General features: G+C 63.8%; 20 protein-coding genes. 9 read left to right on the top strand and 11 right to left on the bottom strand.

The window, feature by feature from the left end; genetic code table 11:
• Positions 1-10 precede the first annotated feature (10 nt).
• The gene (locus HZ989_RS08315; RefSeq protein WP_209320394.1) at positions 11-1,051 is read right to left on the bottom strand and encodes a cupin domain-containing protein; all 1,041 of its coding nucleotides are present in this window, start codon (positions 1,049-1,051) and stop codon (positions 11-13) included.
• Between the two features lie 126 nt (positions 1,052-1,177).
• Positions 1,178-2,494, bottom strand: a complete 1,317-nt coding sequence (locus HZ989_RS08320) for a serine hydrolase (protein ID WP_209320395.1) — start codon at positions 2,492-2,494, stop codon at positions 1,178-1,180.
• A gap of 265 nt (positions 2,495-2,759) precedes the next feature.
• Between HZ989_RS08320 and HZ989_RS08325 the strand changes: the two genes are divergently transcribed.
• Entirely contained in the window at positions 2,760-4,016 is a 1,257-nt protein-coding gene (locus tag HZ989_RS08325; protein WP_209320396.1) for an MFS transporter, read from the top strand.
• Positions 4,017-4,288: 272 nt separating this feature from the next.
• Here HZ989_RS08325 and HZ989_RS08330 read toward each other — a convergent pair whose 3' ends face one another.
• The 3 genes from HZ989_RS08330 to HZ989_RS08340 form a co-directional block, all read right to left on the bottom strand.
• The gene (locus tag HZ989_RS08330) at positions 4,289-6,445 is read right to left on the bottom strand and encodes a TonB-dependent receptor (RefSeq protein WP_209320397.1); all 2,157 of its coding nucleotides are present in this window, start codon (positions 6,443-6,445) and stop codon (positions 4,289-4,291) included.
• A 659-nt stretch (positions 6,446-7,104) separates the two neighbouring features.
• Positions 7,105-7,494, bottom strand: a complete 390-nt coding sequence (locus tag HZ989_RS08335; RefSeq protein WP_209320398.1) for a nuclear transport factor 2 family protein — start codon at positions 7,492-7,494, stop codon at positions 7,105-7,107.
• 112 nt (positions 7,495-7,606) lie between these two features.
• Positions 7,607-8,569: an SDR family NAD(P)-dependent oxidoreductase gene (locus HZ989_RS08340; RefSeq protein ID WP_209320399.1), complete on the bottom strand. Its 963-nt coding sequence runs from the start codon at positions 8,567-8,569 to the stop codon at positions 7,607-7,609.
• Between the two features lie 139 nt (positions 8,570-8,708).
• Here HZ989_RS08340 and HZ989_RS08345 point away from each other — a divergent pair, with 139 nt between their 5' ends.
• From HZ989_RS08345 to HZ989_RS08365, 5 genes are all read left to right on the top strand, one after another.
• Positions 8,709-9,731, top strand: coding sequence for a hypothetical protein (locus HZ989_RS08345; RefSeq protein ID WP_209320400.1), 1,023 nt, complete (start codon positions 8,709-8,711; stop codon positions 9,729-9,731).
• Positions 9,732-9,813: 82 nt separating this feature from the next.
• Positions 9,814-10,344, top strand: a complete 531-nt coding sequence (locus HZ989_RS08350) for a nuclear transport factor 2 family protein (protein ID WP_209320401.1) — start codon at positions 9,814-9,816, stop codon at positions 10,342-10,344.
• A 9-nt stretch (positions 10,345-10,353) separates the two neighbouring features.
• A complete protein-coding gene (locus HZ989_RS08355) occupies positions 10,354-11,112 on the top strand; it encodes an SDR family oxidoreductase (RefSeq protein ID WP_209320402.1) in 759 nt (252 codons plus the stop codon).
• Positions 11,113-11,142: 30 nt separating this feature from the next.
• A complete protein-coding gene (locus HZ989_RS08360) occupies positions 11,143-11,979 on the top strand; it encodes a DUF1295 domain-containing protein (protein ID WP_209320403.1) in 837 nt (278 codons plus the stop codon).
• Between the two features lie 23 nt (positions 11,980-12,002).
• Entirely contained in the window at positions 12,003-13,484 is a 1,482-nt protein-coding gene (locus HZ989_RS08365; protein ID WP_209320404.1) for an AMP-binding protein, read from the top strand.
• Positions 13,485-13,553: 69 nt separating this feature from the next.
• On the opposite strand, the gene HZ989_RS08370 is transcribed toward HZ989_RS08365, so the two are convergent.
• From HZ989_RS08370 to HZ989_RS08390, 5 genes are all read right to left on the bottom strand, one after another.
• Positions 13,554-13,922 (bottom strand): nuclear transport factor 2 family protein, encoded by a 369-nt coding sequence (locus HZ989_RS08370; RefSeq protein ID WP_209320405.1) that lies wholly within the window; start codon positions 13,920-13,922, stop codon positions 13,554-13,556.
• Complete coding sequence (locus HZ989_RS08375) at positions 13,919-14,320, bottom strand: nuclear transport factor 2 family protein (protein WP_209320406.1); 402 nt, start codon at positions 14,318-14,320, stop codon at positions 13,919-13,921. The genes HZ989_RS08370 and HZ989_RS08375 overlap by 4 nt, the downstream gene beginning before the upstream one ends.
• Positions 14,321-14,413: 93 nt before the next feature.
• Complete coding sequence (locus tag HZ989_RS08380; RefSeq protein ID WP_245162323.1) at positions 14,414-15,352, bottom strand: helix-turn-helix domain-containing protein; 939 nt, start codon at positions 15,350-15,352, stop codon at positions 14,414-14,416.
• A gap of 31 nt (positions 15,353-15,383) precedes the next feature.
• A complete protein-coding gene (locus tag HZ989_RS08385; RefSeq protein ID WP_209320408.1) occupies positions 15,384-17,015 on the bottom strand; it encodes an AMP-binding protein in 1,632 nt (543 codons plus the stop codon).
• Positions 17,012-18,370, bottom strand: coding sequence for an MFS transporter (locus tag HZ989_RS08390; RefSeq protein ID WP_209320409.1), 1,359 nt, complete (start codon positions 18,368-18,370; stop codon positions 17,012-17,014). The genes HZ989_RS08385 and HZ989_RS08390 overlap by 4 nt, the downstream gene beginning before the upstream one ends.
• A 357-nt stretch (positions 18,371-18,727) precedes the next feature.
• On the opposite strand from HZ989_RS08390, the gene HZ989_RS08395 reads away from it, so the two are divergent.
• Complete coding sequence (locus tag HZ989_RS08395; protein ID WP_209320410.1) at positions 18,728-21,046, top strand: TonB-dependent receptor; 2,319 nt, start codon at positions 18,728-18,730, stop codon at positions 21,044-21,046.
• A gap of 79 nt (positions 21,047-21,125) precedes the next feature.
• Here HZ989_RS08395 and HZ989_RS08400 read toward each other — a convergent pair whose 3' ends face one another.
• A complete protein-coding gene (locus tag HZ989_RS08400) occupies positions 21,126-22,313 on the bottom strand; it encodes an acyl-CoA dehydrogenase family protein (protein ID WP_209320411.1) in 1,188 nt (395 codons plus the stop codon).
• A 133-nt stretch (positions 22,314-22,446) separates the two neighbouring features.
• Here HZ989_RS08400 and HZ989_RS08405 point away from each other — a divergent pair, with 133 nt between their 5' ends.
• Both HZ989_RS08405 and HZ989_RS08410 read left to right on the top strand, forming a co-directional pair.
• The gene (locus tag HZ989_RS08405) at positions 22,447-23,967 is read left to right on the top strand and encodes a carotenoid oxygenase family protein (protein WP_209320412.1); all 1,521 of its coding nucleotides are present in this window, start codon (positions 22,447-22,449) and stop codon (positions 23,965-23,967) included.
• A 12-nt stretch (positions 23,968-23,979) separates the two neighbouring features.
• A complete protein-coding gene (locus tag HZ989_RS08410; protein ID WP_209320413.1) occupies positions 23,980-25,197 on the top strand; it encodes an acetyl-CoA acetyltransferase in 1,218 nt (405 codons plus the stop codon).
• Positions 25,198-25,199 lie beyond the last annotated feature (2 nt).

Genomic DNA, 25,199 nt, shown 5'->3' on the forward strand with positions numbered 1-25,199 from the left:
TGCCGCCGCGTCACGCCGTCGTCTCAACTACGATCGGCGGCTCGGGCCGATCGCCGCCCCGTGTCACGAACAGGTCGGCACCTTGATCGGCCGCGTAACGGCGAACGGTGCCGACGGGCACGGTCAACGTGTCCCCCGGACCCAGTCGTTCGGTCTCGCCGTCGATCTCGACGTCCAGGACTCCCGAGTGAACGAAAACCACCTCCGGTTCGTACCGACGAACGCTGCGCGTGGCCGCGCCGGGCGAGAGCTGAAGCCTCCGGCAGACAAAGCCGTGGGGCCAGTTCAACGGGGATGCCGGCATGCTTTCAGCGGGGTTCTCGCTCCCCAGGATCGCACTTTCGTCTACGCCCGGGCTCTGAGCTGAAACTTTGGGCAGGGCGGTTCCATTGCGGACGACGACCGCTTCGAGCCCCGTGGCGTCGATGCGGCGGACGGTTCGCTCCAGGGCTTGCCTCGGTTCCGGTTCCACGACCGCGTCTGTCCCCTGTGGCAGAGATTGTTTCAGGGTGTCGATCAGACGGCCGCTTTCGAGCAGGACGAGACCGTGGCCGCGCGCCTTCTCCAGCACGTCCGGGGCCCAGACGACCCGACCGGGATCATTCCCACCCAGCACGGCATAGAGAAACCCGACCCCGGTCCCAACATTCTCGAATCCGCGAAACACATGGACCGGGATCGAGATGGTGTCGCCGGGCTCCAGGATCACTTCGGCGTCCTCGGCATGCTCTCCCGTACGGAAGGCCCAGCGACCGGAATGAACGAAGAAGACCTCAGCCGTTTCGTGGAAATGCTGGGAGTTCACGCACCCCGGGGGCTGGCGCGCGCCGCCAATGTTGAAGCCGTGAAGTTCGCTGATGTGGACGTGCTGGTCCGGATTTTCCGCCACGCCCGGCCCTATGATGGTGAAATTCTCTTTGGCGTCTGAACCCGGGGTACGCGCATCGATGAATGCTGTCGTACAAGGAAGCAGGTCACGATAGCGGACGATGCGATCAGAAAGCGATGGGCCGGAACGTTTCAGCATTCCGCTATTGAACGCGTCCTGCATTCGAATGCAACAAAGTTCTGGCGGCGAGTTTCCGTGGACTTGCAACCGTCGCGCGACATGGCGTGAACGCTGACTTCACCCTCATCGCCGTAGCCATGATCTGGATGCGGTAAATGTCGATTCGTCCTAGTCTGCTGGCACCGCCAGGAGGTGGTCACTGATCGCCTGGTAGGCGGGAAGTGAAGTTGGATCGATCAACGCATTCCCGGCGTTGGGACCGGAAGCGAAACGGACGATGGTCATTTCGGCTTTCGGGTCGGCGTAGCAGGCCTGGCCGAAGACGCCGCGCGCCATGAAAGCGCCGTTGGGATTGTGCGAGACCCACCACTGATCGTGATAGCTCCAGCCTGGCAAAGTACTGTACCCGCCATAGACGAAGGCCGCAGGGCTGCCGCCCGCCACGATGTCGGCGACGACGGTCTCGGGTACGATCTGGCGACCATTGAAGCGACCGCGATTTCTCATCATTTCGCAGAACCGGCCGAAGTCCCGAAGCTGCAGGTTGAGCCCCCCCGCGGCGTAGCCAGCCCCGTTCGAACCGACCTGGATATAGGCGTCGCGCTCCATTCCCATCGGTCGCCAGAAGCGTTCGCTCATGACCGCCGCGAGGGTCATGCCGCTGACGCGTGAGACCAGCCAGCCTGCGACCTCTGTGTTGACGGACTTGTAGTGGAACTCCCTGCCGTGCTCGCCCGCCTTTTTCAGGGTCGTGAGGTAGTCATAGCCGGTGGTCGGACCCGAATATCCGGGGGGCCGAGGCAGCATTCCGACCGCACGGACAAAGTGGAAGGCGTCGGAGTCCGGATCGGTATAGACTTCCGTGTAGGCGAGGCCGGTTGTCATATCGAGCACCTGACCCACCGTGGCGTCGGCGAAGGCGCTGTCAGCCAGTTCGGGGAGGTACTGCGTGACCAGGGCGTCGCGATCAAGCCGGCCTTCAGCGATCAGCATCGCCGCCAGGGTTCCAACAAACGACTTGGTCACCGAGTGGGCGATGTGCTGTCCCTGCGCAGTCAGGGCCCCGAAATAGCGCTCATAGACGATCTCGCCCCTGTGCAGGACCAGAATGCCGTCGGTGTAGTTGGCGGCCAGGGACTGTTCCCAGGTCATGGGAGTCGTGCCCCCCATCGGGGTGAAGGTGACGGCGTCGAGGTCATCGCGCAGGGCCACGGGCAAGACGCTTGTCGGACCATCACCGCGCGAGATCTCGGCAGTCGGCATCAGTTCGCGCCAGTGCGAGAAGCTCCAGCGGACCTGGGGAAAGCGCAGGAGGCTCTGATCCTCGAACCGGATCAGCCGGTCGGGTGACGGGGGGGAACCGACCATCCAGCCGAGGGTGACGGGATCCGTCGCAGCAGCGTCCGGGACGGCCTGCGGCGACTGTGCGTTGGCAAGCGCGGGAGCCAGCAGGGCGACCGCCATCATGATCGGCAAGTGTTTCATTGCAGGCTCCCGGAACGGTACGGACCACAGCCTATCGGAACTCTTTACTTGCGTAAACAGACCTTTGTGGTTTCCGCTCGCCAGGCTCACTGGCGCGTCCATCGCGAAATGACTTGCAATGTTGGACCAAACAGCAAAATCATTCACCCGACACAGTTCTGGAAACGCCATGGATCAGCCCGTTCGAACGCACCGGCCAGGGGAGGATCCGACCGCAGCCCCCTGGCCAAACCCCTCGCGTGCCTGGGTCACGGTCTTCGTCCTGATGGCCGCCTACGCGCTGGCCTTCGTCGATCGCCAGATCCTGACGCTGCTGGTTGAGCCTGTTCGTCGAGACCTCAACATCAACGACACCCAGTTCAGTCTCCTCAGCGGTCTCGCCTTCACCCTGTTCTATACCGTCATGGGGTTGCCGTTCGCATGGCTGGCGGATCGGAGTTCACGCCGCAACCTGATCATTGCCAGTATCGGCTTTTGGTCACTCATGACCGCGGCGTGTGGCATGGCCAGCAGTTTTCTGACGCTGTTCCTGGCGCGCATTGGTGTCGGCGTGGGCGAGGCCGGGCTCTCACCGGCCGCCTACTCCATGATCGCGGACAACTTTCCCCCGGCCAGGCGCGCGCGCCCGCTTGGCGTCTATGCGATCGGATCAATCTGCGGGGTCGGGCTTGCCCTGATCATCGGCGGGGCCGTTATCCAGTGGGCCATGACCGCGCCGCCGGTCAGTCTGCCCTTGCTGGGTGAGCTCAAGAGCTGGCAGCTGGCTTTCCTGATCGTCAGTCTCCCGGGACCGATCCTGATGCTGGCCATGCTGCCCCTGCATGAACCCAAGCGCCAGGAGAAGGCGTTGGCGGATGGCGAGACGCGCCCGTCGTTCATGGCCTTCCTGCGTCGTCGCTGGAAATCCTTCACCCTGCTGTCCGTTGGCTACTCTCTGATCGGTGTAGCGGTCGCCGCCTATCTGACCTGGACCCCGGCCTTCATGGTTCGGCGTTTCGGCTGGGAGATGAGTCAGGTGGGCGCAGCCTACGGAACTGTCCTTCTGGTCTTTGGGACCGGCGGGATCCTTGTCGGTGGGTGGTGGTCCGACAGGATGGCTGCGCGGGGAGCCCAGGATGCGGTTCTGCGGGTTGCTGCGACGGGGGCCGCGGTCGCCCTGCCTTTCGCCCTGGGTGCCCCGTTCGCTTCAAGCGGCGTGCTGGCCATGTCGATGATCGCCGCGATGTCGTTCGCATTCGGCCTGACACAGGGACTGCCGGCACCGAGCCTCCAGGCCATTGCACCGAACCGCCTGCGGGCGAGGGTCATGGCGCTCTACCTGCTGATCGGCAACATCGTCGCCTTTACGGTCGGCCCGACCGGAGTGGCCCTTATCAGCGACTATTGGCTGAAGGACTCGGCACGGATCGGGGTCGCCGTGGCGATTATGTCCGCCGTGGTGGTACCGCTTGGATTGCTGTCCTTGCTCGCGGCCCGCAAGAGTTTCATCGAGGCATCGGTTTTCGAGGCCGGCGAGGGCTGACCCCATTTTCCTGACGGACTGCCGTCGCGGCGCGCTTCAGGGGCCAGCCAGACAGCTACACCTTCATTGCAGAGTCCGCTTGGGACCGTACCCGGGCGGACGCGCGGACTGCGCGCCCTGTCCTGAGCCGTGATCCCGATGGGTTTCCGAAGCCAACAGGGACGCGAACCTGTCGCCCGCCGCTCCGTCGTTCGGGTGACCAAAGAAAAGCGCCCGCGATCCTCCTTGCAGAGTATCGCGGGCGAAGTCGGTCGGGACGGAAGGAGCGTTGATCAGAAGGCGTAGCTCAGATCGACGCCGTAGGTTTTGGGCGCACCGTAGTAGTTCATCAGGTCGCCGAAGAAGGTCTGAGCGGCCACGGCATAGAGTTCATCCGTCAGGTTCTTGCCCCAGACGGTGACGTTCCAGTCGGCATTGGGTGCCTGGAAACGCAGCGAGGCATCAAGCAGCCCGAAGGCCTCCTGCTTGATCGTATTGGCTGGTGTCCAGAAGCTCTCACCCGTATGGGTATAGTTCGCCTTGAAGCTGAACGCATTATCCCAGGCCCCCTCCCCGAAATCGTAGGAGACGCCGAGGTTAAACTTGTTCTCGGGCGAGCGCTGGATCCGCTTGCCGCTGAAGACCACGCCGGCCGAGCTGATGAAGTCCACATATTTGGCATCGATCAGAGACCCGGATGCGTTGATCAGCAAGTCGTCGGTGACGGCCCAGGTCAGTTCAGCCTCGAAGCCCTTGATGTCGGCCGCGCCGGCGTTGCTTGTGACCGTACACAGGCATTCCAGGATCAGCTGCTGGGACTGCAGGTTGGTATAGTCCATCTGGAAGGCCGCGACGTTCAGACGGACGCGATTATCAAACAGGTCCGTCTTGGCCCCGATCTCGTAGTTGATAACCTCCTCGGGATCGTAGCTGATCACGGCACCGGCACGCGTACCGGGGATATGGTCCCAGCCGCCGCCCTTAAAGCCCTTGCCGGCGCTGGCATAGATCATGATGTCGTCGTTGGGGCGGTATTCGATGATACCCTGGGGCGTGAAGGCGTCCCATTCCTGCTCGTAGTCGACCGTAAAGCTCTGCCCGGCGGCGAGGATCAGCGCCGCGACGCACAGACCGTCCCCGCCATCGCTGAGACAGCGAGCAACCCTGTGGCCGCCCTTCTTGTCCCGCGTGAAACGGGCCCCGATCGTGGCCGTCAGCTGATCTGTCAGCTCGTAACCGATCTGTCCAAAGACCGCTGCAGTGTCGAGTTCGGCGGCGTTCGTGTAGAGATATTCGCCGCTGAGCGCCGCAATGGTGGTGTTGGTCGTGGCCTTGTTGGCGTCGAAGCGATCCACATTGTCGTGCTGGATGAAGGCACCGACGATCCAGTTGAACCGGCTGTCCGGGTTGGTCGACACCAGCCGAAGTTCCTGCGCGAGCGTCTCGGGCTCGTCCTCGGCAAAGTAGAAGGTGTCTGCGAGCCCGGGGGGCGAGCCCACACCCAACTGGTTGAAGCCCATTTCGCCGGATGAATTGCGATAGCCTGTGATCGCGGTCAGCCGCGCCTGGTCGAAGTCATAGTCAATACGCAGGCTGGCCCCGAAGGTCGTGCGGTTTGAGTAGTCCCGCTGGGGGCTCAGGCTTTCTCGTGGACCCAGATTGCGCGCGGTTCGATAGGCGGTCACCGCGCCAATACCGGCAGTGAACGGGTCGTCGGTCATCGTGCGAGCCCCGGGGGTCGCCTTGGACGAGCCATAGTCCACGGTCAGAAGAGCGCGAAGCGCGCTGTCTTCGGGTCGGTAAAGAAACTCGGCCCGGGCCTGATGCGCGGTCAGGTCATCCATGTCGTAGTTCAGGAGGACGTTGCGACCGTAACCATCGCGATTGCGGACCTGGAAGGCGAAACGGGCGGCCACGTCACTGCTCAGTGGCCCGGTCATGTAACCGTCGGCGTTAAAGCCGTTGTAGCTGGCAAGGCCCGCTGTGATGCGGCCTGAGGGCTCGAAACTCGGCTTGTTGGTGATGACGCTGATAGCACCGCCGACGACATTCTTGCCGAGCAGCACGCCCTGTGGTCCGCGGATGATCTCTATGCGCTCAAGGTCATAGAAATCCGTGAATGCAGACCCCATCCGCGAGATATAGACCTCGTCCACAAACGTACCGATGGAGGGCTCGGCGCTGGCATCGATGATCCGGACGCTGGTGATGCCGCGGATATTCAATTCCTTCCCGAGCGGCGTTCCCTCGGTCAGGCTGAAGGACGGCACACTGCCGGCCAGGCTGCTGAGGTCGACAATCCGTTGCCGGTCCAGAGTTTCACTGGTCACTGCCGTGATCGCGCTGGGCACATCCTGCAGGCGGCGCTCGCGACGATCAGCGGTGACGATGACGTCCTCGATCGCAGTCGCGGTTTCGGCCTGACTGGTCTGTGGACCCGTCTGGGCCATCGCGGACAAGGGGACCGCACACAAGGCTGTAAGTGAAGTGGATGCAAGCCAAGCCAAGGTAAGTCTGCGCATTCGATTTCCCTCCCAGGGCTTCGCCCTTTTTGTTGATCCCCCAACCGACGAGATCGTCGGTCATCGGCCATTCCGGCGCGACGTGGCACGTCCGTCGGGCGGTGCAGACAGGAGGGCCCTTATGGGTCCTGCCGAACTTCACAACGCCGACAGTCCGGCAATAAATCCATAATTGCAAGTCAATGGACAAGGTGGCTTCAGCAAACTTGCGTCAACAGACCTTTTCCTAAGTTTCCTCAATATCTTGCGACTGTTGTGCGCTGCAAAATATCCAGCCCGGGATTTGGCAGACAGCCGATCGGCCGTTTGCACCCTTGCGAATCCGGTCTCCGGTCTCCTCGGCCCCGACCGGCCCGGCCGCTGTCGATCAGGCAGAAAGATGCGACCTTGCCATAGGGTCAAACAGGGGCCGGCCACCGGCTGGACCCCTCGGCCGAGGCCCCCGGTGCGGATCCTCGACAACCTCATGTCTCCGCAGGACAGGGCCGGAAAATGGGGGTCGGAGCCGCGTGGACGGCCATCAGCCGACTGACCGGGATCAGGGTTGCGGTGCCCGGTCGGTTGAAGGCGGGTGCCGCGGCCGGGACCTAGCCCTTGATGTCCTTGAGCACGGCTGCCTGGGCCGGATCAAGATACTCGTCCAGCCGTGTGATCAGACCGTCTTTCATCCGGACCACGCAGCAGGCGGCCATGCGGAACAGGCGGCCGTCAGGCAGGGTGGCCTCCAGGACATGCTGCTGAATCCAGCCATCGTGGAGGATCTCCCGGCGCAGGATATTGTACTTCCGGACCGGTAGCTTGCGATGCATCCAGGCCAGCGTCTTGAGGTTCTCTTCGACCGACTGTTCGTGGTCGTCGAAATTGTGCCAGATCCTTGCGTCCGGAGCATAGAAGGTGCGCGCAGACTCACTGTCACCGCGCCCAAGAGCCGCCGAGAAGCGGTCTGAGAACTCGTGGATGTCCTTCTCGTCACTCATGGTTGGCTCCCAGGTGCAATGAGGGCCAGTTGCGGCCATCAAGTCAGGCGTCTGTTGCTACATCCGGGCATCGTGTGACCGGCCCCTCTGCGTGAAACTCCAGGCCCTGCCGTCAGACGGCCAGGCGCTTTCGGTCTGCGTCCAGGAAGGCGACCACCTCGGCGATGGATGTGCGCGGGTTTCTTGTGTGCGGATAGGCGTGTGCGGTTCGGGGTTTGCGGTCGAACCAGATCTCGTCGACGACCTCGGGGGGGCGGGTCGCAGCCAGCCAATCGATCGTATCGGCACCCTCGTGGTCATTGCGCAGGATGGGGGCCAGGACTTTGCGGAATTTGGGAAGGCTGGTCTTCACCCCGGCGGTGTCCGCCCATCCGGGGTGGACGGCATAGGTCCTGATCCCGTCGGCGGCCCAGGCGGTGCGCCAGTGTTCGGCAAGGGCCAGTTGAGCCCGCTTGTGGGCAGCATAGGCGGCGAAGCCGTTGAAATGCGCCTCGGGTATGTTCAGCAGCTTCTTGTTCAGGCCGAGGTTATAGAGGCCGCCGGAGACGACGTTGATGATGTTCGCGCCTGGCTTCAACTTGCCGGCCTTGTGGAGATCCTCTGTCAGGATCCAGTGGCCGAGAAGGTTGGTGGCGTAGGAGGTCTCCAGTCCTTCGGGCGTCGCCTCGAAGTGACGCATCAGCAGGCCGACGTTGTTGACGAGGACGTCGAACTTTACCGCCGCGATCTCGGGACGGTTCGACAGGCCGGCGACGGCGGCCATCGACGACAGGTCGCAGGTGACGGCCACGATGGACCCCGGCCCCCTGGCCTCGCGGACCAGTTCGCCCAGAGCCTTCACATTGCGGCCAATGGCGTAGACGGTCGCGCCCTTGGCCGTGGCCCGCAGCGCTGTGGCCTTGCCGAGGCCGCCGGTCGCGCCGGTGACGAGCCATTTCTGGCCTGAGTAGTCAGCCTTGACCGGTTTGAACGGCAGGCCGCGCGCGACATAGCCTACGCGGGTGAAGGACGGGGCAAAGCGAGCGTAGAAGTTGACCGACTTCATAAGTGCCTGCCAGAAGGGGGGCTCGGCCATGGGCGTCTCTCCACGCGATCCACTGTCGCTTGCGTAAACACACTAATCGCTCAGCCGCGCTTGGCAAGCAGCTTGCGTTTCTGGACTTATGCAGTCAGCGTTGGGCCATGGAAACGCCGCGACAGCGTCGGGAGGCGTGATGACCAGACCCATTCGGGTGATCCAGTGGGCGACCGGCTCCATGGGCAAGGCCTGCCTGCGGGCGGTTCTGGACGACGACCGGTTCCAGTTGGTCGGCCTGCTGGTCTATAGCGACGCCAAGGCCGGGCGCGACGCCGGAGAGATCGCGCGTCGGCCGGAGACGGGGGTGTCTGCGACCCGTTCCATTGACGAGATCCTGGCGCTGGACGCAGACGTGGTGATCCACACGCCGATGTTGTCTGCGCCCTACGACGGACATGATGCGGACGTGAGAAGACTGCTGGAGTCCGGCAAGAATGTCGTTAGCATCAACCACTATTTCGAGCCCGCCGCGCTCGGTATCGACTATGCGAACGGGCTGGCCGAGAGCGCGCGCAAGGGCGGTGCCACCCTTGCCGGAACCGGAGTGAATCCCGGCTGGGTCGCGGAGCGGATGGCGGTCAACGCCACGGCCCTGTGCCTGTCGCACCGGAACATCGCGACTCGCGAGATCATTGACTGCACAACGGTTCCAAACCCGGACTATGTCTTCGGTGCCCTGGGTTTCGGGACCGCACCGGGCAGGGTCAACTTGCTGAGCGGGCCGCTGGCGGAGACCTTTACGGCCATGTTCTCGCAGAGCGTGGAGGGACTGGCAGCGCGGCTAGACCTGGACCTGGATCGGTTCGAACCGGACCACGCGGTTCGCGTGGCGGAGCGCGATCTGACCATCGCGGCGGGGATCATTCCCAAGGGCACGGTCTCGGCCACGACCTGGCGTGTGCATGGTCTGATCGACGGGGTGAGGCGCATCACCCACGAGGTCAACTGGATCATGGATCCGGCCCAGGCACCGTTCGCCGGCAAGCCTCACTGGCAAATCGAGATCGACGGCCTGCCCGGGGTCAGGATCGCCATGGACCTTGTCGACACCGCCCCGGTCGGCGTGCGCACCAAGCCGGAACAGTTCGCGGTGGCGGCCATGGTCCTGCAGGCCATTCCCCGCGTGATCGTCGCACCCCCGGGTCTGCTGCGGCTGTGACGTCGCCGGACAGACTTGCCCGCTAACGCAAGCCATGTCACTTTCGTTTAAAGACTAAATGAGACGACCGGAGGACGACAGGATGGCCGACCGCGACCCCGAGGTCCAGGCGCTGCTCGACAAGAAGGCGATCGAGGAGGTGCTGCTGAAGTTCCTCCGCGGCTGTGATCGCAGCGATGCGAACCTGGTCGAGCGCGCCTATTGGCCCGACGGATGGGAGGATCACGGCGGCACTTTCGATGGCCCGGCGTCGGAATGGGTGGCTGTGGTCAAGGAGCGGCTTTCCAAGGCCGGTCTGATGAATCACCTGGCCATGAACATGGTCATCGATCTGAAGTCGGCGACCACTGCGACCGCAGAATGCTACATCCTCACCGCCTCGCGCCTGACGGTGAAGGGGCAGGAGTTCGATACCCGGACCCTGGCCCGCTGCGTGGACCAGATGGAGAAGCGCGGCGACGAATGGCGCATCTTCAGACGCACCATGTGCTGGGAATGGAACGAGGAGCGCGAGCTCTCCGAGACATGGGCGCGGGGGGCAATCACTCGGGATGCCTCGGAGCTTCGGCGCGGGGCCAAGAGGCCTGACGACATCCTCTATACGGCAGCCTGAGGCGAGCGGATGGACATCGAGGGCTCAGCGGCCATCGTCACCGGGGCCAACCGGGGCATAGGCGAAGGCTTTGTGCATGTGCTGATCGAGCACGGGGCTGCCAGGGTCTATGCCGGTGCCCGCGATCCGGCATCGGCCAGACATCTTGAGGACCGATATCCCGGCAAGGTCGTTGCTGTGCGGCTCGACGTGTCCAAACCGGACGAGATCGAGGCCGCGGCCGCGGCCTGTCCCGACGTGTCGATACTGGTCAACAACGCCGGTGCCTTCCACAACAAGCTTCTGATCGGCTCTGACGACATCTCCGCTGCACGCGACGAGATGGAGGTCAATTATTTCGGACCGCTGCAGATGGCGCGCGCCTTCGCCCCGGTGCTGAAAGCCAATGGTGGAGGAGCGATCCTGAACGTGCTTTCGGTCGGGGGCATCGTCGCGGTGCCGAACATGGGCGGCTACAGCCCGTCGAAGTTCGCCATGCGGGCAGCGGGATCCTGCATTCGCGCCGAGCTGGCGGGGCAGGGGACCAGTGTCACTTCCCTGATCGTCGGTTCGGTCGACACCCGGATGGCCTCACATGTGAAGGGTGCCAAGGAGCAGCCCGAAGACATCGCCCGCGCGGCGTTGAAGGGGATCACGCGCGGCATCGACGAGATCGACACCGACCGGTTCGCCATCGAGAGTCGTGCCGCCCTGGCCCGGGATCCCAAGGGGATGGAGCGGGCCATGGCCAGGATGCTGCACGTCAAGGAACTGTCGACCGGTCGCTAGACGTCGGACGATCAAGGGGGAGACCAAACCATGCCGCCCATCACCGAAATCCTGACCATTCTCGGGATCAACTTTGCGATCTGCGTCGCGTCCTTCGTCATCCTGTGGGGCATTGGCGTCGCCATCCGGGACGTGACCTTCGTCGACGCCTGGTGGGCGTTGGGGCTGGCCTTCATGGGTGTGACCACCTTCTTCATGGCCGACGGCTCGGACCAGCGGATGCAGCTGATCCTCGTGCTGGTCTCCGTCTGGGGCCTGCGGCTGGGCGGCTATATGTTGTGGCGCTGGCGGGATCATGGGCCGGACAGACGCTATGTGAAGATGCTGGAGCGGGCCCAGGCGAAGGGCATGAGCTATCCCAAGGCTGCCTGGGTCCTGGTGTTCCAGCTGCAGTCGCCGATCCTGTTCATCGTCAGCCTGCCTGTACAGCTGGGCCAGTTGTCGTCGTCGCCGGTCGCGGTGGGCCTCATCGGCTGGATCGGTGCCGGGCTGACTGTCTTCGGCATCATCTTCGAAAGCCTGGGCGACTGGCAGATGGTGCGGTTCAAGAAAACGCCGGGCACGGCCGGAACCGTGATGGACAAGGGTCTGTGGCGCTATACCCAGCATCCCAACTATTTCGGCGACCTGTGCGTCTGGTTCGGCCTGTGGCTGATCGCGGCGGAGACAGGCCTGCTCGGCACCGCCTCGATTGTCGGGCCACTGCTGCTGATGGTGATGTTCCTGAAGTACAGCGGCGGCGTGTCATACGAAAAGCGCCTGAAGCATACGCGCCCGGGCTATGAGGGCTATATGGCCCGGACCAGCCTGATGATCCCCTGGCCGCCGAAGAAAGCGTCCATCGTGGAGACGAAGTCCGCCGCATGATCCGTCCAGCCAGGCCACGCTTGATGTCCACGCCCGGGGTCGCCATGCCCGCGCCCCGGGCGGTCGGTTCCCTGTTGAATGTTCATGCTGCGCGCGATCCTGATCGCCCGGCCCTGACGTTTGAGGGCGAGACCCTTACGCGGAGAGAGCTGGCGGAACGGGTCAACCAGCGGGCGCGCACGCTGCAGAAGGCGGGAGTGGTCGAGGGTGACTTTGTCGCCATCGCCCTGCCGAACTGCCCCGCCTTTCTGGAGCTGGCCTTTGCGGTCTGGGCGCTTGGCGCGACGCCTGCACCCCTGTCTCACAAGCTGCCGGCACCCGAGCTTGCGGGCATTCTCGACCTGTTGAAGCCGCGGCTGATCGTTATCGAGGACGCCGCCAAGGTCGGCGATACGCGGTGTTTGTCGGAGGCGGAGACCTGGGACGCCATGGCCGATGCATCGCCCCTTCCGGAGATCGTATCGAAACACCTGAAGGCCATCGCCAGCGGCGGTTCGACCGGGCGGCCCAAGGTCATCGTCGACATGGCACCGGCGATGGTCGACCCAGACGTCCTGCTGCTCGGCATGATCCCGGAGGATGTCCTGCTGAACCCCGGGCCCCTCTATCACGCAGCCCCGTTCGGCATGACCTGTTTCGCCATGGGCTGGGGGCTGCACATCGTCCTGATGCCGCGCTTTGATGCGGAGGAAACCCTGCGGTTGATCGACCGGTACAAGGTCAGCTGGCTGTTCCAGGTGCCGACGATGATGCATCGAATCTGGACCCTTCCCGACGATGTGAAGGCGAAACATGACGTCTCGTCGCTGGACGCCGTCCTGCATATCGCCGCCGCCTGTCCCCCCTGGTTGAAACAGAAATGGATCGAGTGGGTAGGCCCCGAGACGGTCTGGGAAATCTACACTGGCACCGAGGCTCTCGGCGGTACCGGTATTCGTGGCGTCGAATGGCTGGATCATCCCGGCTCGGTCGGGAAGGTCCTGCCTGGCTTTGAGATGAAGGTGCTGAACGAGGCCGGCGAAGCCTGTGCTCCCGGCGAGGTCGGAGAGATTTATTTCATGCCGCTGCGCGGGCAGGGGACGACCTATAGATACCTCGGTGCCGAGCCGCGTGCGAACGGGACGTTCGAGACGCTGGGCGACATGGGCTATGTCGATGAGGAAGGCTGGCTCTACCTGGCCGATCGGCGCGTGGACATGATCGTCTCAGGGGGGGCCAACGTCTATCCTGCCGAGGTCGAGGCGGCGATCGACAGCTTCCCCGGCGTCCTGTGCAGCGTGGTGGTGGGGCTGCCGGATGCCGACCTTGGCCAGCGGGTGCACGCCATCGTTGAGACAGCAGACGGGGCTCTGGATCGGACCGGGCTGAACGCATTTCTGATGGAGCGGATCGCGCCTTACAAGCGGCCTCGGTCGCTGGAGGTGACCACCGAACGGCTCCGCGATGATGCGGGCAAGGTGCGCCGCTCTGCGCTGAGAGCGGCGCGGATGCCGGCGGACACCTAGAGCCTGATCGGCTGAGGTGGAATCGCTTCGCGATTCCGCTGATGCCGTGAATCAGGCTCCAATCATGCCCTAGGTCGCCGCCGGGTCCTTCATCTGGAAATAGTCGCGCCAGGCCACGATCTTTCCGTCCTGGAATTCGATGATGCCCATATAAGGGTGGGAGACGCTGACGCCATCGGCGTTGACATAGTCCTCCTGCCCCTCGGTCAGCACCTTTTCGCCGTTTTCGGCCCAGTTCACGAGCGTCCACTTCGTCGCCGAATGGTTGGCCCAGTATCTGGTGATGAACCGGTCGACCCACGCCTTCCCGATCAGGGGGCGGGTGCCGACATGGTAGTGGTATTCGACGTCTTCGGCGAAGAAGTCGAGGAAGGCGGGTTTGTCGCGCATCTCCGACGCCGCCATCAGCGCGCGCAAGCGTTCGATCGGCGTACTCATGCCGAGGCTTTCGCGATGTCCGGCTTCGCCGGCGCATGGACCTGCGATGTGTCGTAGTAGTCGCGCATCCGGTAGATCAGGCCGTCGCGAACCTGGAAAACCTGGACGAAGGGGTTGTCAATCTTCGCGCCCGAAGCACGATCGACCAGGACCTCCATCCCCTCGACGAACAGAACTTCGCCGTTCTCGGCCGAGTGGGTGACCCGCCACTCCTGCTGATCGAAGCCGGCCTCGTAGTTGGACAGGAATTTGCGCATCTTGTCCTTTCCCACGGCCGGACGTTTGGTGGGGTGCCAATGGTACTCAATGTCGTCGGCGAGGGTGGCAATGAAGCCCTCCACATCGCGCTTCTTCCAGGCGGCCATCATGGCCTCCACGACCTGCATTTTTTGACCCACGGCCCGTCTCCCTGCGTTCCTGCTGATCGAACGCTAAGGCCATAGGTCTGCTAGTGCAAGCGCCGAAAGGTCACTTTCAAAAGCGAACTTTCTTTACGCCGTCGGCTTGATCCGGCCAGCCTTCATCAGAACGTTCTGCAGCGTCAGCCTGCCTTTGCAGGCGCTGCAGGAGACCTGAGGGCTCAGAGGTTCACCGCAAGCGTGCCTGATCCTGACAGGCGGTCCGGCGCGGTCCTTCAGATGGGTATCGGCCCAGGTCATCATGGTCAGGGCATGGGGATAGAGGTCGCGCCCCTTGGTCGTCAGCCGGTATTGATACCGGGGCGGCGTCATCTCATAAAGGCGTCTCTCGAAAATGCCCGACATCTCCAGCGTCCGCAGCCGGTCGGTCAGAATGTTGGACGCGATTCCAAGCATGCTCTGGATCTCGTCGAACTTGTGCAGGCCGAAATACTGCACACTGACCACCAGGGCGGTCCAGCGATCGCCCAGCAGGTCAACAAGCTCGATGGTCGGGGCCTCATCGTTGGGCTGGCGACGACGGTGCATCCGCTGGACCGGCAGCTTCTCCATCCCCTGACCGGGGCCGGGCGTGAAGGAGCAGGTGTGAAGCGTCAGCGGCTCGCCGCAGCCACCGCAGCGGAGCTCGGGCAACATGGGCTTGCCGCATTCGGTGTGAGTGAAGACCGTTGGTGCCCGGCCGCCGGTCACGCCCCAGCGCACGCCCCAGCCCCACATCAGCATCATGGAATCGAACAGACCCAGTCCGCGCGGCGTCAGATGGTAGGCCATACGTGCGCCCTCATCCTTGTGGGGCTTCTTGACCAGGATGCCGTGCCTTTCCAACGCCGCGAGGCGGCTTGAGAGTGTTGACCGGGCACCGCCGAGGCGGGCGTGAAATTCCTCGAACCGCGTTGCGCCGAGAAAGGCCTCCTGGACGACCAACAGGCTCCATCGATCGCCGAGAGCGTTAAGGGCGCGGTTGACCGAGCTCTTTGGAACCAGACGAGTTCTCGGCGGGACGCGGGGCATCCCCCCTCTTAGGCATCGCCATTAGGTCTTATCAAGCAACCGTCAATTTCTGGCGTCGAATCACCAGCCCTGCCGCTTCACGGTCGAAGGTCCCGGCTGTGACCCCCTCGTCCCTCAGTCCGGTCTTCTGGATCTTGTTGGTTGGGGTCTTGGGCAGGGCAGCTTCTACCCGGACGTAGCGTGGCACCATGAAATGGGTCATGCGCGGGATCAGCCATTCGAGCAGTTCGCGCGCGTCGATCTCGGCACCGTCGATCGGTGCCACGGCCACCATGACCTCCTGTTCGCCACCGGGCAGGTCGACGCCGTAGGCGGCGCATTCGCGCACGGAGGGGTGGGCGATGACTTCGAGCTCGATTTCCAGAGAGGACATGTTCTCGCCGCGTCGGCGGATTGCATCTTTCTTGCGATCGACGAAGAAGAAGCAGCCCTCGCTGTCGCGCCACATCAGGTCGCCGGTGTGGAACCAGCCGTTGCGCCAGGCCTTCGCCGTCGCCTCCGGATCGCCGAGGTAGCCGCTGAAAAGGGTCCAGGGGGCATCGGAGCGGATGACCAGTTCGCCCGGCTCGCCGTGCGGGACCTCGTTGTCGTGATCGTCGACGATGCGGCACTCCATGCCGACACGAACACGGCCGCAGGAGCGCATCACCGGTTCGTTGACCGCACTGATCAGCGGCCCGGACACCTCGGTCATGTTGAACCCCGACAGATAGTCGAAGCCGAACCGCTTAGCGAGCGCGACGGTGTCCTCGTTGATCGGCGACAGGGTCACCATCCTCAGCGAGTTGTCGGCGTCGTCGGGCTTCGGCGGCTCCTTCATCAGGAAGGAGGTCAGGGCACCGATCAGGCCGGAGCAGACCGTTGAGCCGGTCTCGCGCACGGTGTCCCAGAATCGGCGGGTGTCGAAGGCCTCGAACAGGGCGACCGAGCCGCCGCAGGCCACCGCCGCCGTGATCGCCGCGATGCCGCCGACATGGAACATCGGCAGATTCACCAGCATCCGGTCGGACTGGACCATGTAGCCATAGGTCACCCTGGCCGTCGTCCATTCCTGCACGTAGGAGGTGACTACTGCTTTGGAAGGGCCTGTTGTGCCGGAGGTGAAGATGATCACCGGCGGATCCCAGGGATGCTGTTCCACAGGCATGAAGTCAGTCGGATCGCCGTCGAGGGCCGAAGCCTCCTCGATCACGACGGGCAAGGCCGGTGGTTCTGACGGCCCGGTCAGGATCAGCCGTTCGGCCACACCAAGCGACAGACCTTCCAGACGTGGCGCAAGGTCGGGGTGGACGATCAGCAGCCTGGCACCGGTCTTGCCGATGGCGTGTTCCAGCAGCTTGCCGCGAAAGCTTGTGTTGATGGGGGCGAGCGCCGCGCCGGCATAGTTGGCACCGAACCAGGCGCGCAGCAGGGTCGGGCCGTTCGGCGCCCAGGCCGCGACGATGTCCCCGCCCTTGACACCACGCGCCTGAAGCGCGGCGGCGGTGGACACTGCGCGCCTGCGGGTCTCGGCCCAGGTCCAGGTCTCGCCGGTCTCGAAACGGATGAAGACCGTGTCCGGCGTCTCGGCCGCCCAGCGGTCGATCAGCAGCGGGATGACACAGTCCTCGGCCGCCGGCGGTGCGGGGTCGAACCACGGGACCGTCAGGCGCGCATCGTTCATTGGGCAGGCTCCTGCCACGCCCTGGCTTCCTCGACACTGTCGCGGAAAGGCCTTAGCGCGCGGGTGAGCATCAGGGCGGCGACGGTGATGGTCGCCCCGCTGACGATGGCGAGGGACAGGCCGATCCTCTGGTCACCGCCGAGCCAATTGTCGCTGATGGCAGCCACGACGGTGGGGCCGAGGCCGAGCGAGATCAGGTTGCCGATCAGGAAGTATATAGCGGTGATCTGGGCCCGAAGCTGGTTCGGCGCGACGGCCTGTAGCGCCGTGGCCGGCAGGCTGTTCATCACGCCCGCGAAAAAGCTGAAGCCGGCGAGGGCGGCAAGAGCCTGATCGCGGTCGGGCATGAGGGGCATGGCTATGGCGAAGGGGATACTGGCGACAAGAGCCAGGATGGCGACCCGAACGGGCGCGTCTGTGCGGCCCTTGCCGGCGAACATGTCGGTGAGCCAGCCGCCCACGAGTACGCCTGGCGTGGCGGCGGCCAGCAGAACCAGTCCATAGGCGAAGCCAACCTCGGCCGGGGTCATCCCATGCTGGCGGATCAGAACCGCAGGTGCCCAGGCCAGATAGGAAATCCCGGCCATGCCGAAGATCGAGAAGGCGAAGATCAGCATGTAGAAGGTCGATTTGCGCGACCACATATATCCTAGGACGCCCGCCTGGACGCCCGACTTCACCACCCCCTGGCGCGGCGGTTCGCGCACGATGACGAAGAGTGCGGCGATCAGCAGGCCCGGGGCACCGACCAGAACGAAGGTCTGCTGCCAGGGTGCCAGTTCGCCAACGAAGGGTAGTTTCATCGCCCCGGCCTGGGCGATGATGTCGATGACTGCGCCGCCGATCATCAGGGCCAGACCGGCACCCAGATAGGGGGCCATCGAATAGACGGCCAGGGCACGGGCCCGTTGTCGCGGCGGGAAGTAGTCGGAGATCATCGAATAGGCGGCGGGCGAAAGGGCAGCTTCGCCGATTCCCACGCCGATGCGGGCAGCGAACAGCGCCCAGAAGCTGTTGGCAAGGCCGCAGGCCACGGTCATCACGCTCCAGACCACGATACCCCAGAAGATGATCCAGCGCCGGCTGCCCCGGTCCGCCAGTCGCGCCAGCGGCACGCCCATGACGGTGTAGAACAGGGAGAAGGCGATCCCGGCCAGAAGGCTGAACTGAGTGTCGGTAATCGTCAGGTCGGCCCGGATCGGCTGCACCAGCAGGGTCAGGATCTGGCGATCGATGAAGCTGGACGTATAGGCCACCATCAAGCCGGCGACTGCGAACCAGGCCCAGCCCGAATGGGGCCAGAGTCCCGGCTCCGACGGTTGCTTCACGCCCGTCACATCCTCAACCGCGCTCATGCCGTAACCTTGTTCAATCTCAAGATGAAAGTGACCTTCGCAGTTGCGAGATAGTGGATTGCTTCTTTCGCATTCGCGTCAAGGTAAGCGAGCTCCTTGCGGGGTTCTGTCCAGTGCGACTTGCGATAGATGGCCACTAACTCCCTAATTATACGAGATTTAACCTCAAAAAACTTCGTCGAACTTGAGCTCGCGCGGTCTCCGGACGGCCCAGGCGTGGCTGGACCGTGTCGCCGTGCTCACACAGAAGTACACATGTCGGTCTGATTACAAAAGCTATTTGACAGTCTCAATTCGCCAGTGACACATTGGGCGCAGAAGCACCTCGGTGAACGAGGGCTCATGGGAGGATTGGGCGTGAACATCAGAGGCACAGTCAGCATATCCGCATTGGTCATCGCCGCGACGCTTTCCGCGACGCCGACCCTCGCACAGTCCGGGCAGGAGGCAACGGTCGTCGATGAGATCATCGTTACGGCCACCCGCCGCGCGCAGCGCTTGATCGAGGCACCGGTCGCCGTTACGGCGATCAGTGGCGAACAACTGGATAACTCCGGCGTCAGCGATATCCGCGAACTGACCAGCCTGGCCCCGAGTGTTCAGTTCCAGACTCCTGGCGGCGGCTCGGACTCTTCGATCCGCATCCGGGGTGTGGGCACGACCTCGACCAACCCCGGCCTCGAATCGTCCGTCGGCGTGATCATCGACGGCGTCATCCGGGCCCGTACGGGGGTAGCCCTTTCGGAACTCGGCGACCTGCAGGGAATCGAAGTCCTGCGCGGGCCCCAGGGCACGCTCTTCGGCCGCAACACATCTTCAGGCATTATCAATGTCACGACGAAACAGCCTGATTTCAATGGTATAAGCGGCAATATCTCCGGCTCCTACGGCAGCTTCAACGACCGCCGGATTTCTGGTGCCGCGAACTTCCCGCTGGTCGACGATGAACTGGCCCTCCGCATCGAGGGGAGTTACGAGCTGCGTGACGGCTTCCATTCTGACGCCAACTCGAACGCGACCCTGGACAATCTCGACCGGCAGTTCGTACGCGCCAAGCTGCTGTGGCGTCCGTCCGAAACCCTCAGCTGGACCTTTACGGCCGACTATACGAACCGCGACGAGAACTGCTGTGTCGCGCTCCTCGCCATCGCCGGCCCCACCTACAATCTGGTCAATCAGCTGGCCGCCGCACGCGGCGGGATCGGTTATTCCTCGACCAATCCGTTCGACCGCCGCGCTTCCAAGAACAAGATCCGACAGAACCAGGAGGACATCGAGGATATGGGTGTGTCCGCCTCTGCAGAATGGGATCTGGGCTGGGCGACGCTGAACTCGGTCAGTGCCTTCCGCAGCTGGGAAGCCTTCCGGTCCCAGGACTTCGACCACTCGGGCGCCGACCTGGGCTTCTTCGCCCCCGACGGTCTGCACCAGGGCTTCGACGTCCTGACCCAGGAACTGCGTTTACAGGGGGAGAACGGTCGTCTCGACTGGCTGGTGGGCCTGTTCTACGCGGATGAGACTGTGCTGAACGACAGCGCGTATCGGATGGGTGCCGACTATCCGCTGATCTACGGCGGGGCGGCGACTTTTCAGGCCTCAACCCTGGCCGCGTTCAGGCCCGGCGACGGTGCCCGCGGCATCGGCGAGCAAAGCGGGCAGGATCTGTCCTTCTTCACCCACAACGTCTTCCACGTCACGGAAGCCCTCAGCATCACCGCCGGTCTGCGTTACACGCAGAACGACAAGGAAATCACTTACCGGGGTGAGAACTTCAACCCGGCCTGCGACAGCGCCGTGCTGACCAGTGACGCCCCCGGCATCACCCGCTTCTGCGCCCCGTTCTGGGACACCCGGCTGAACCCGGCGGGCGATAGCGACGCCCGCACCGAAGAGGCTACGACCGGAACGGCGAACATCGCCTACCGGGTCAACCAGTCGCTTAACACCTATGCGTCCTACTCGCGGGGCTACAAGTCGGGTGGCTACAACTTCGATCGGGCCGGCTTCACCAACCGCGCAGCGCCGAATGCCCGCGATCTGGCCTTCGTCGAGGAAACGGTCGACGCCTATGAGATCGGCATCAAGGGCGAATTCCTTGACAGGACCCTGCGGGCCAACTTCGCGGCCTTCCATCAGACCTTCGAAGGCTTCCAGCTGATCGAGTTCACGGGCGTCAGCTTCGTGGTCCGCTCTCTGGCCGAGGTCATTACCAAGGGTGCCGAGCTCGAGCTCACCTGGGAGCCGACTCCCGGGCTGACCATGACCAACGGCCTCAGCTATACCGACGCCTACTATCCGGTGAACGTGCTGAACCGTCAGTATTCGGGCCTTGAGCTGGAGCAGTCCCCGGACTGGGTCAATGTCTCCTCGGTGACCTGGGAGTTTCCGATCGGCGACGGCCTGACCGGCGTGGCCTATGCGGACGCCCGGTATTCATCGAAGTTCTTTACTGGCGGGTTCGATCCGAACCGCATCCAGGACAGCTTCACCACCGCCAATGTTCGCTTCTCCCTCCGGGGCGCGAACGAGGCCTGGCAGCTGGACATCTTCGCAAGGAACGTCTTCGACCAGGACTACTATCGTCGCGTTATCCCCGCGACCTTCCAGGCGGGCTCCTATTCGGCCTTCCTCGGCGACCCCCGCACCTACGGGGTCACCCTGCGGCGCAACTTCTGAGCCGCATCTACTCCAGGTTTTCCTGACCTGACACGCCTCGACCCCGCTGCGAAAGCAGCGGGGTTTTTTTGCATGCGGCTCAGAACCCCATCTGTTTCGCCGCCAGATCGCGCAGAATCTCTTCCGATCCGCCGCCGATGACGAAGATTCGGGCCTCGCGATAGATACGTTCGACGCGGTTTCCTCCGGTATAGGCGCGGCCGCCCAGGACCTGCAGGCTTTCGCGGGCGCAGTGCTCCAGTGTCGTCGTCGCCTGCACCTTCAGCAGGGCCAGATCCGCGACAGGGACCTCGCCCCGACCGAAGCGCCAGACCAGGATGTCCAGCATGGCGTAGGCGACCTTGATGCGCTGGACCATGTCCACGATCTTGTGACGCATCACCTGATGGTCGATCAGTCGCTTGCCGAATGTTTGACGCTCCCGGGCAAAGGCGATGGCCTCGGCGACACAGGTGCGGGTCATGGCCAGGGTCGCGGCGATGCCGGAGAACCGCTCGATGTTGAACTGGCTGGCGAGACCGGCGAAGCCCCGGTTCTCGACCCCGACCAGATTGGTCACCGGGACCTCGACATTGTCGAAGTTCAGCCATCCGTTGTTCCGATTGTACCACTGCAGCCCGGGCAGGGGACCGCGCGTCACGCCCGGGCGGTCCGTCTCGATCAGCAGCATCGACAGGCCGCCCATGCCGGGCCCGCCGGTCCGCACTGCCGTCAGCAGATAGTCCGCCTTCATGGCACCGGAGATCAGTGTCTTGCCGCCGTTGACGATGAAGACATCGCCCTTTCGTTCGGCGGTCGTCGTGAACCCCGAGACGTCCGATCCGCCGCCGGGTTCGGTCACTGCGAAGGCGATTTTCCTTTCACCCGCCAGCACCGGCCGGGCGACGCGGTCCAGCATCTCGGGCGTGCCGCCGTTGATGATGGGCGGCAAGGCGATCCAGGGTGTAGCGAGGTCTGCGAAGACCACGCCCGAACCCATGCGGAAAAACTCCTCGGCGAAGATGATTCGATCCCACAGGTCGATGTTCTCACCCGTGCCGCCCAGATCCTCGCGGAATCCCATGCCGCTGATGCCTTCCCGCGCAGCGTCCTTGTAGAGACTGTCGGGGAAATCGGACGCCGCGTCCCACTGATCCAGATGCGGCGCGATATATCCATCCACGAAACCGCGCAGCCTGGACCGCCAGGCCTCATGGGCAGGCGTCATGAAGGGACTGGGTGGCCTCAGGCCGTCGAAGTCCATTGCGGGGGGGGCATGATCGGCCATGGTCGTTCCCTGTCGCGCCGGCGGATCCGGCGTCGCTTTCACTTTCATACTAATCCTCTCTCGCCTTTCGCCGCAAGCATGGTATGTTAACGCAACCCACTAGGCGTAGTCCTTGTGGAATGAGGAGCGATCAATGGGACAGGAACAGACGGGCGAGGCCCGCACCGCATTCACCGAGGGCAGGACAACGTCGGCCCTGAAGGTGACGCTGACCGATCGGGCGCATCCCTATATGCAGGGTGCATGGACGCCCCAGAACGAGGAACACACCGCTGACGACATGACGGTGATCGGGACGATCCCGATCGACATCGACGGCGTCTATGTGCGCAACACCGAAAACCCGATCCACCAGCCGCTGGGCCGCTATCATCCGTTCGACGGCGACGGCATGCTGCACGCAATCAGCTTCAGGGACGGCAAGGCCAGCTATCGCAACCGCTTCGTCCGCACCGCTGGCTTCGATGCGGAACAGGCGGCGGGGCGCGCGCTCTGGGCCGGTCTGGCCGAGCATCCTTCCCTGTCGGAAAGGCCCGGCTGGGGCGCCCATGGGGGGCTCAAGGATTCGTCCTCTACCGACGTCATCATCCACGCCGGAGCCATACTCTCGACCTTTTACCAGTGTGGCGAGGCCTACCGGATCGATCCCTACACGCTGGAGCCGATGGGGACGGACGGCTGGTGTCCGCCCGAGGGCATTTCGGCCCACCCGAAGGTCGACCCCAGGACCGGTGAGCTGCTGTTCTTCAACTACTCCAAGGCCGCGCCCTATATGCACTACGGGGTGGTCGGTTCCGACAACAGGCTGAAGCATCTGACGCCAGTCCCGCTGCCCGGGCCGCGCCTGCCGCACGACATGGCCTTCACGACCCACTGGTCGATCCTCAACGACTTCCCCTTGTTCTGGGAACAGGACCTGCTGCCCAAGGGCTTCCATGTGGCCCGGTTCCATCCCGACATGAAGTCTCGCTTTGGCCTGATCCCCCGCTTCGGCGGCGAGGCCGACGTCCGATGGTTCGAGGGTGACGCCACCTATGTGTTGCACTTCCTGAATGCATGGGAGGACGGCGATACCATCGTTCTGGACGGCTATTTCCAGGACAATCCGGTGCCCAAGACCAGCCCGGACGCCTGGCCGGGGCATGAGCGGATCATGACCTTCCTCGATCAGAACATGCTCCAGCCCAAGCTGCATCGCTGGCGCTTCGATCTGAAGACGGGTGAGACCACGGAACAGCGGCTGGACGACCGGGTGCTGGAGTTCGGTATCATCAACAACCAGTTCGCGGGCGTGAAGTATCGCTGGGCCTACTCCGCCGTGTCGAAGCCTGGCTGGTTCCTGTTCACCGGGCTCGTCAAGCACGACATGGAGACGCTGGACAGCTGGGCCGTTGACTTCGGGCCGGAACGCTATGGCTCGGAGCCTGGGTTCGCGCCTCGCGTGGGGGCGACCGAGGAAGATGACGGCTATCTGATCACCTATGTCACCGACATTATCGAGGACCGGTCCGAATGCGTGATCTATGATGCGCGGAAACTCTCCGACGGTCCGGTAGCGCGCATCATCCTGCCCGGCCGGATATCGAGCGGAACCCATGCGACCTGGGAGCAGGGCGAGACCATTCGGGCGTCGAAGGCGGCGCTTGCAGCGTAAGGATAAGCTGACATGACCTACATCCTCGGCGGCTGGCAGTCTGACTTCGGGCGCAACTATGCGCGCGAGGGGCTGGAGATCGGCGACGGCTTCGCAGAGGCCGTCCACGGTGCCCTCGCCGAGACGGGTCTGGAGCCTGAGGACATCGACGTGGGCCACGTCGGCAACTTCGTCGGCGACCTGTTCACCGGACAGGGGATGCTGGGCGGCTTCTTCGCCATGACCGACGAGCGGTTTACCGGCATGCCGGCCTCGCGTCATGAGGCCGCCTGCGCCTCGGGCAGCCTCGCCATCATGGCCGCTGCGGCCGATATTGAGTCGGGACGCTACGGCACGGCCATGGTCCTGGGCATCGAGATGATGCGCAATGTCCCGGGTGTCACCGCAGCTGAGCACCTGGGTGCCGCTGCCTGGGCCGGGCACGAGTATCTGGACGCCACCTACGCCTGGCCGCGCGCCTTCTCGGACCTGACCGAGGAATACGACCGGCGCTACGGCATCGACGAAAGGCACCTGCGGCGCATCGCCCAGATCAATTTCGACAACGGGCGACGTAATCCGAACGCCCAGACCCGCAACTACAGCTTCTCCAACGCCAGCTTCACCGACGACGACGAGGCCAATCCGGTCATCGAGGGCCGGGTGCGCAAAACTGACTGCGGCCAGGTCACCGACGGCGCCGCCGCCATCATCCTGGCCTCGCCGGAACGGGCCGCCAGGTATGCGAGTAAGCACGGCATTGCGCTGGAGAGCATTCCCCGCATCAAGGGCTGGGGCCACCGCAATGCCCCCATCGACTACAGCCGCAAGATCAAGGCCAGCGAGGGCCAGCCCTACGTCTTCCCCCAGGTGAAGCGCGCCATCGATGACGCCCGTGCCCGGGCCGGTCTCGACCTGTCGGGTATCGACGCCGTGGAGACCCACGACTGCTTCTCCATGACAGAATACATGGCCATCGATCACCTGGGCCTGACTGCGCCGGGCGAGAGCTGGAAGGCGGTTGAGGCCGGCGATATCGAGATGGGGGGCAGGCTGCCGATCAACGCCTCAGGCGGTCTGATCGGTTGCGGTCATCCGGTCGGGGCGACCGGAGTGCGGATGGCCCTGGACGCCTTCAAACAGACCACGGGCACGGCCGGCGACTATCAGGTCGAGGGTGCGCGGAATGTGCAGACCTTGAACATCGGCGGGTCCACGACGACCACGGTCAGTTTCGTGGTGGGGGTCTGATT

Source organism: Brevundimonas sp. AJA228-03, from assembly GCF_017795885.1.
Classification (GTDB): Bacteria; Pseudomonadota; Alphaproteobacteria; order Caulobacterales; family Caulobacteraceae; genus Brevundimonas.

Bases quoted from the DNA above. Each gene is read 5' to 3' on its own strand.
- HZ989_RS08315 (WP_209320394.1), bottom strand. From the start codon at position 1,051: ATGCAGGACGCGTTCAATAGCGGAATGCTGAAACGTTCCGGCCCATCG.
- HZ989_RS08320 (WP_209320395.1), bottom strand. From the start codon at position 2,494: ATGAAACACTTGCCGATCATGATGGCGGTCGCCCTGCTGGCTCCCGCG.
- HZ989_RS08325 (WP_209320396.1), top strand. From the start codon at position 2,760: ATGGCCGCCTACGCGCTGGCCTTCGTCGATCGCCAGATCCTGACGCTG.
- HZ989_RS08330 (WP_209320397.1), bottom strand. From the start codon at position 6,445: ATGGCCCAGACGGGTCCACAGACCAGTCAGGCCGAAACCGCGACTGCG.
- HZ989_RS08335 (WP_209320398.1), bottom strand. From the start codon at position 7,494: ATGAGTGACGAGAAGGACATCCACGAGTTCTCAGACCGCTTCTCGGCG.
- HZ989_RS08340 (WP_209320399.1), bottom strand. From the start codon at position 8,569: ATGGCCGAGCCCCCCTTCTGGCAGGCACTTATGAAGTCGGTCAACTTC.
- HZ989_RS08345 (WP_209320400.1), top strand. From the start codon at position 8,709: ATGACCAGACCCATTCGGGTGATCCAGTGGGCGACCGGCTCCATGGGC.
- HZ989_RS08350 (WP_209320401.1), top strand. From the start codon at position 9,814: ATGGCCGACCGCGACCCCGAGGTCCAGGCGCTGCTCGACAAGAAGGCG.
- HZ989_RS08355 (WP_209320402.1), top strand. From the start codon at position 10,354: ATGGACATCGAGGGCTCAGCGGCCATCGTCACCGGGGCCAACCGGGGC.
- HZ989_RS08360 (WP_209320403.1), top strand. From the start codon at position 11,143: ATGCCGCCCATCACCGAAATCCTGACCATTCTCGGGATCAACTTTGCG.
- HZ989_RS08365 (WP_209320404.1), top strand. From the start codon at position 12,003: ATGTCCACGCCCGGGGTCGCCATGCCCGCGCCCCGGGCGGTCGGTTCC.
- HZ989_RS08370 (WP_209320405.1), bottom strand. From the start codon at position 13,922: ATGAGTACGCCGATCGAACGCTTGCGCGCGCTGATGGCGGCGTCGGAG.
- HZ989_RS08380 (WP_245162323.1), bottom strand. From the start codon at position 15,352: ATGCCCCGCGTCCCGCCGAGAACTCGTCTGGTTCCAAAGAGCTCGGTC.
- HZ989_RS08385 (WP_209320408.1), bottom strand. From the start codon at position 17,015: ATGAACGATGCGCGCCTGACGGTCCCGTGGTTCGACCCCGCACCGCCG.
- HZ989_RS08390 (WP_209320409.1), bottom strand. From the start codon at position 18,370: ATGAGCGCGGTTGAGGATGTGACGGGCGTGAAGCAACCGTCGGAGCCG.
- HZ989_RS08400 (WP_209320411.1), bottom strand. From the start codon at position 22,313: ATGGCCGATCATGCCCCCCCCGCAATGGACTTCGACGGCCTGAGGCCA.
- HZ989_RS08405 (WP_209320412.1), top strand. From the start codon at position 22,447: ATGGGACAGGAACAGACGGGCGAGGCCCGCACCGCATTCACCGAGGGC.
- HZ989_RS08410 (WP_209320413.1), top strand. From the start codon at position 23,980: ATGACCTACATCCTCGGCGGCTGGCAGTCTGACTTCGGGCGCAACTAT.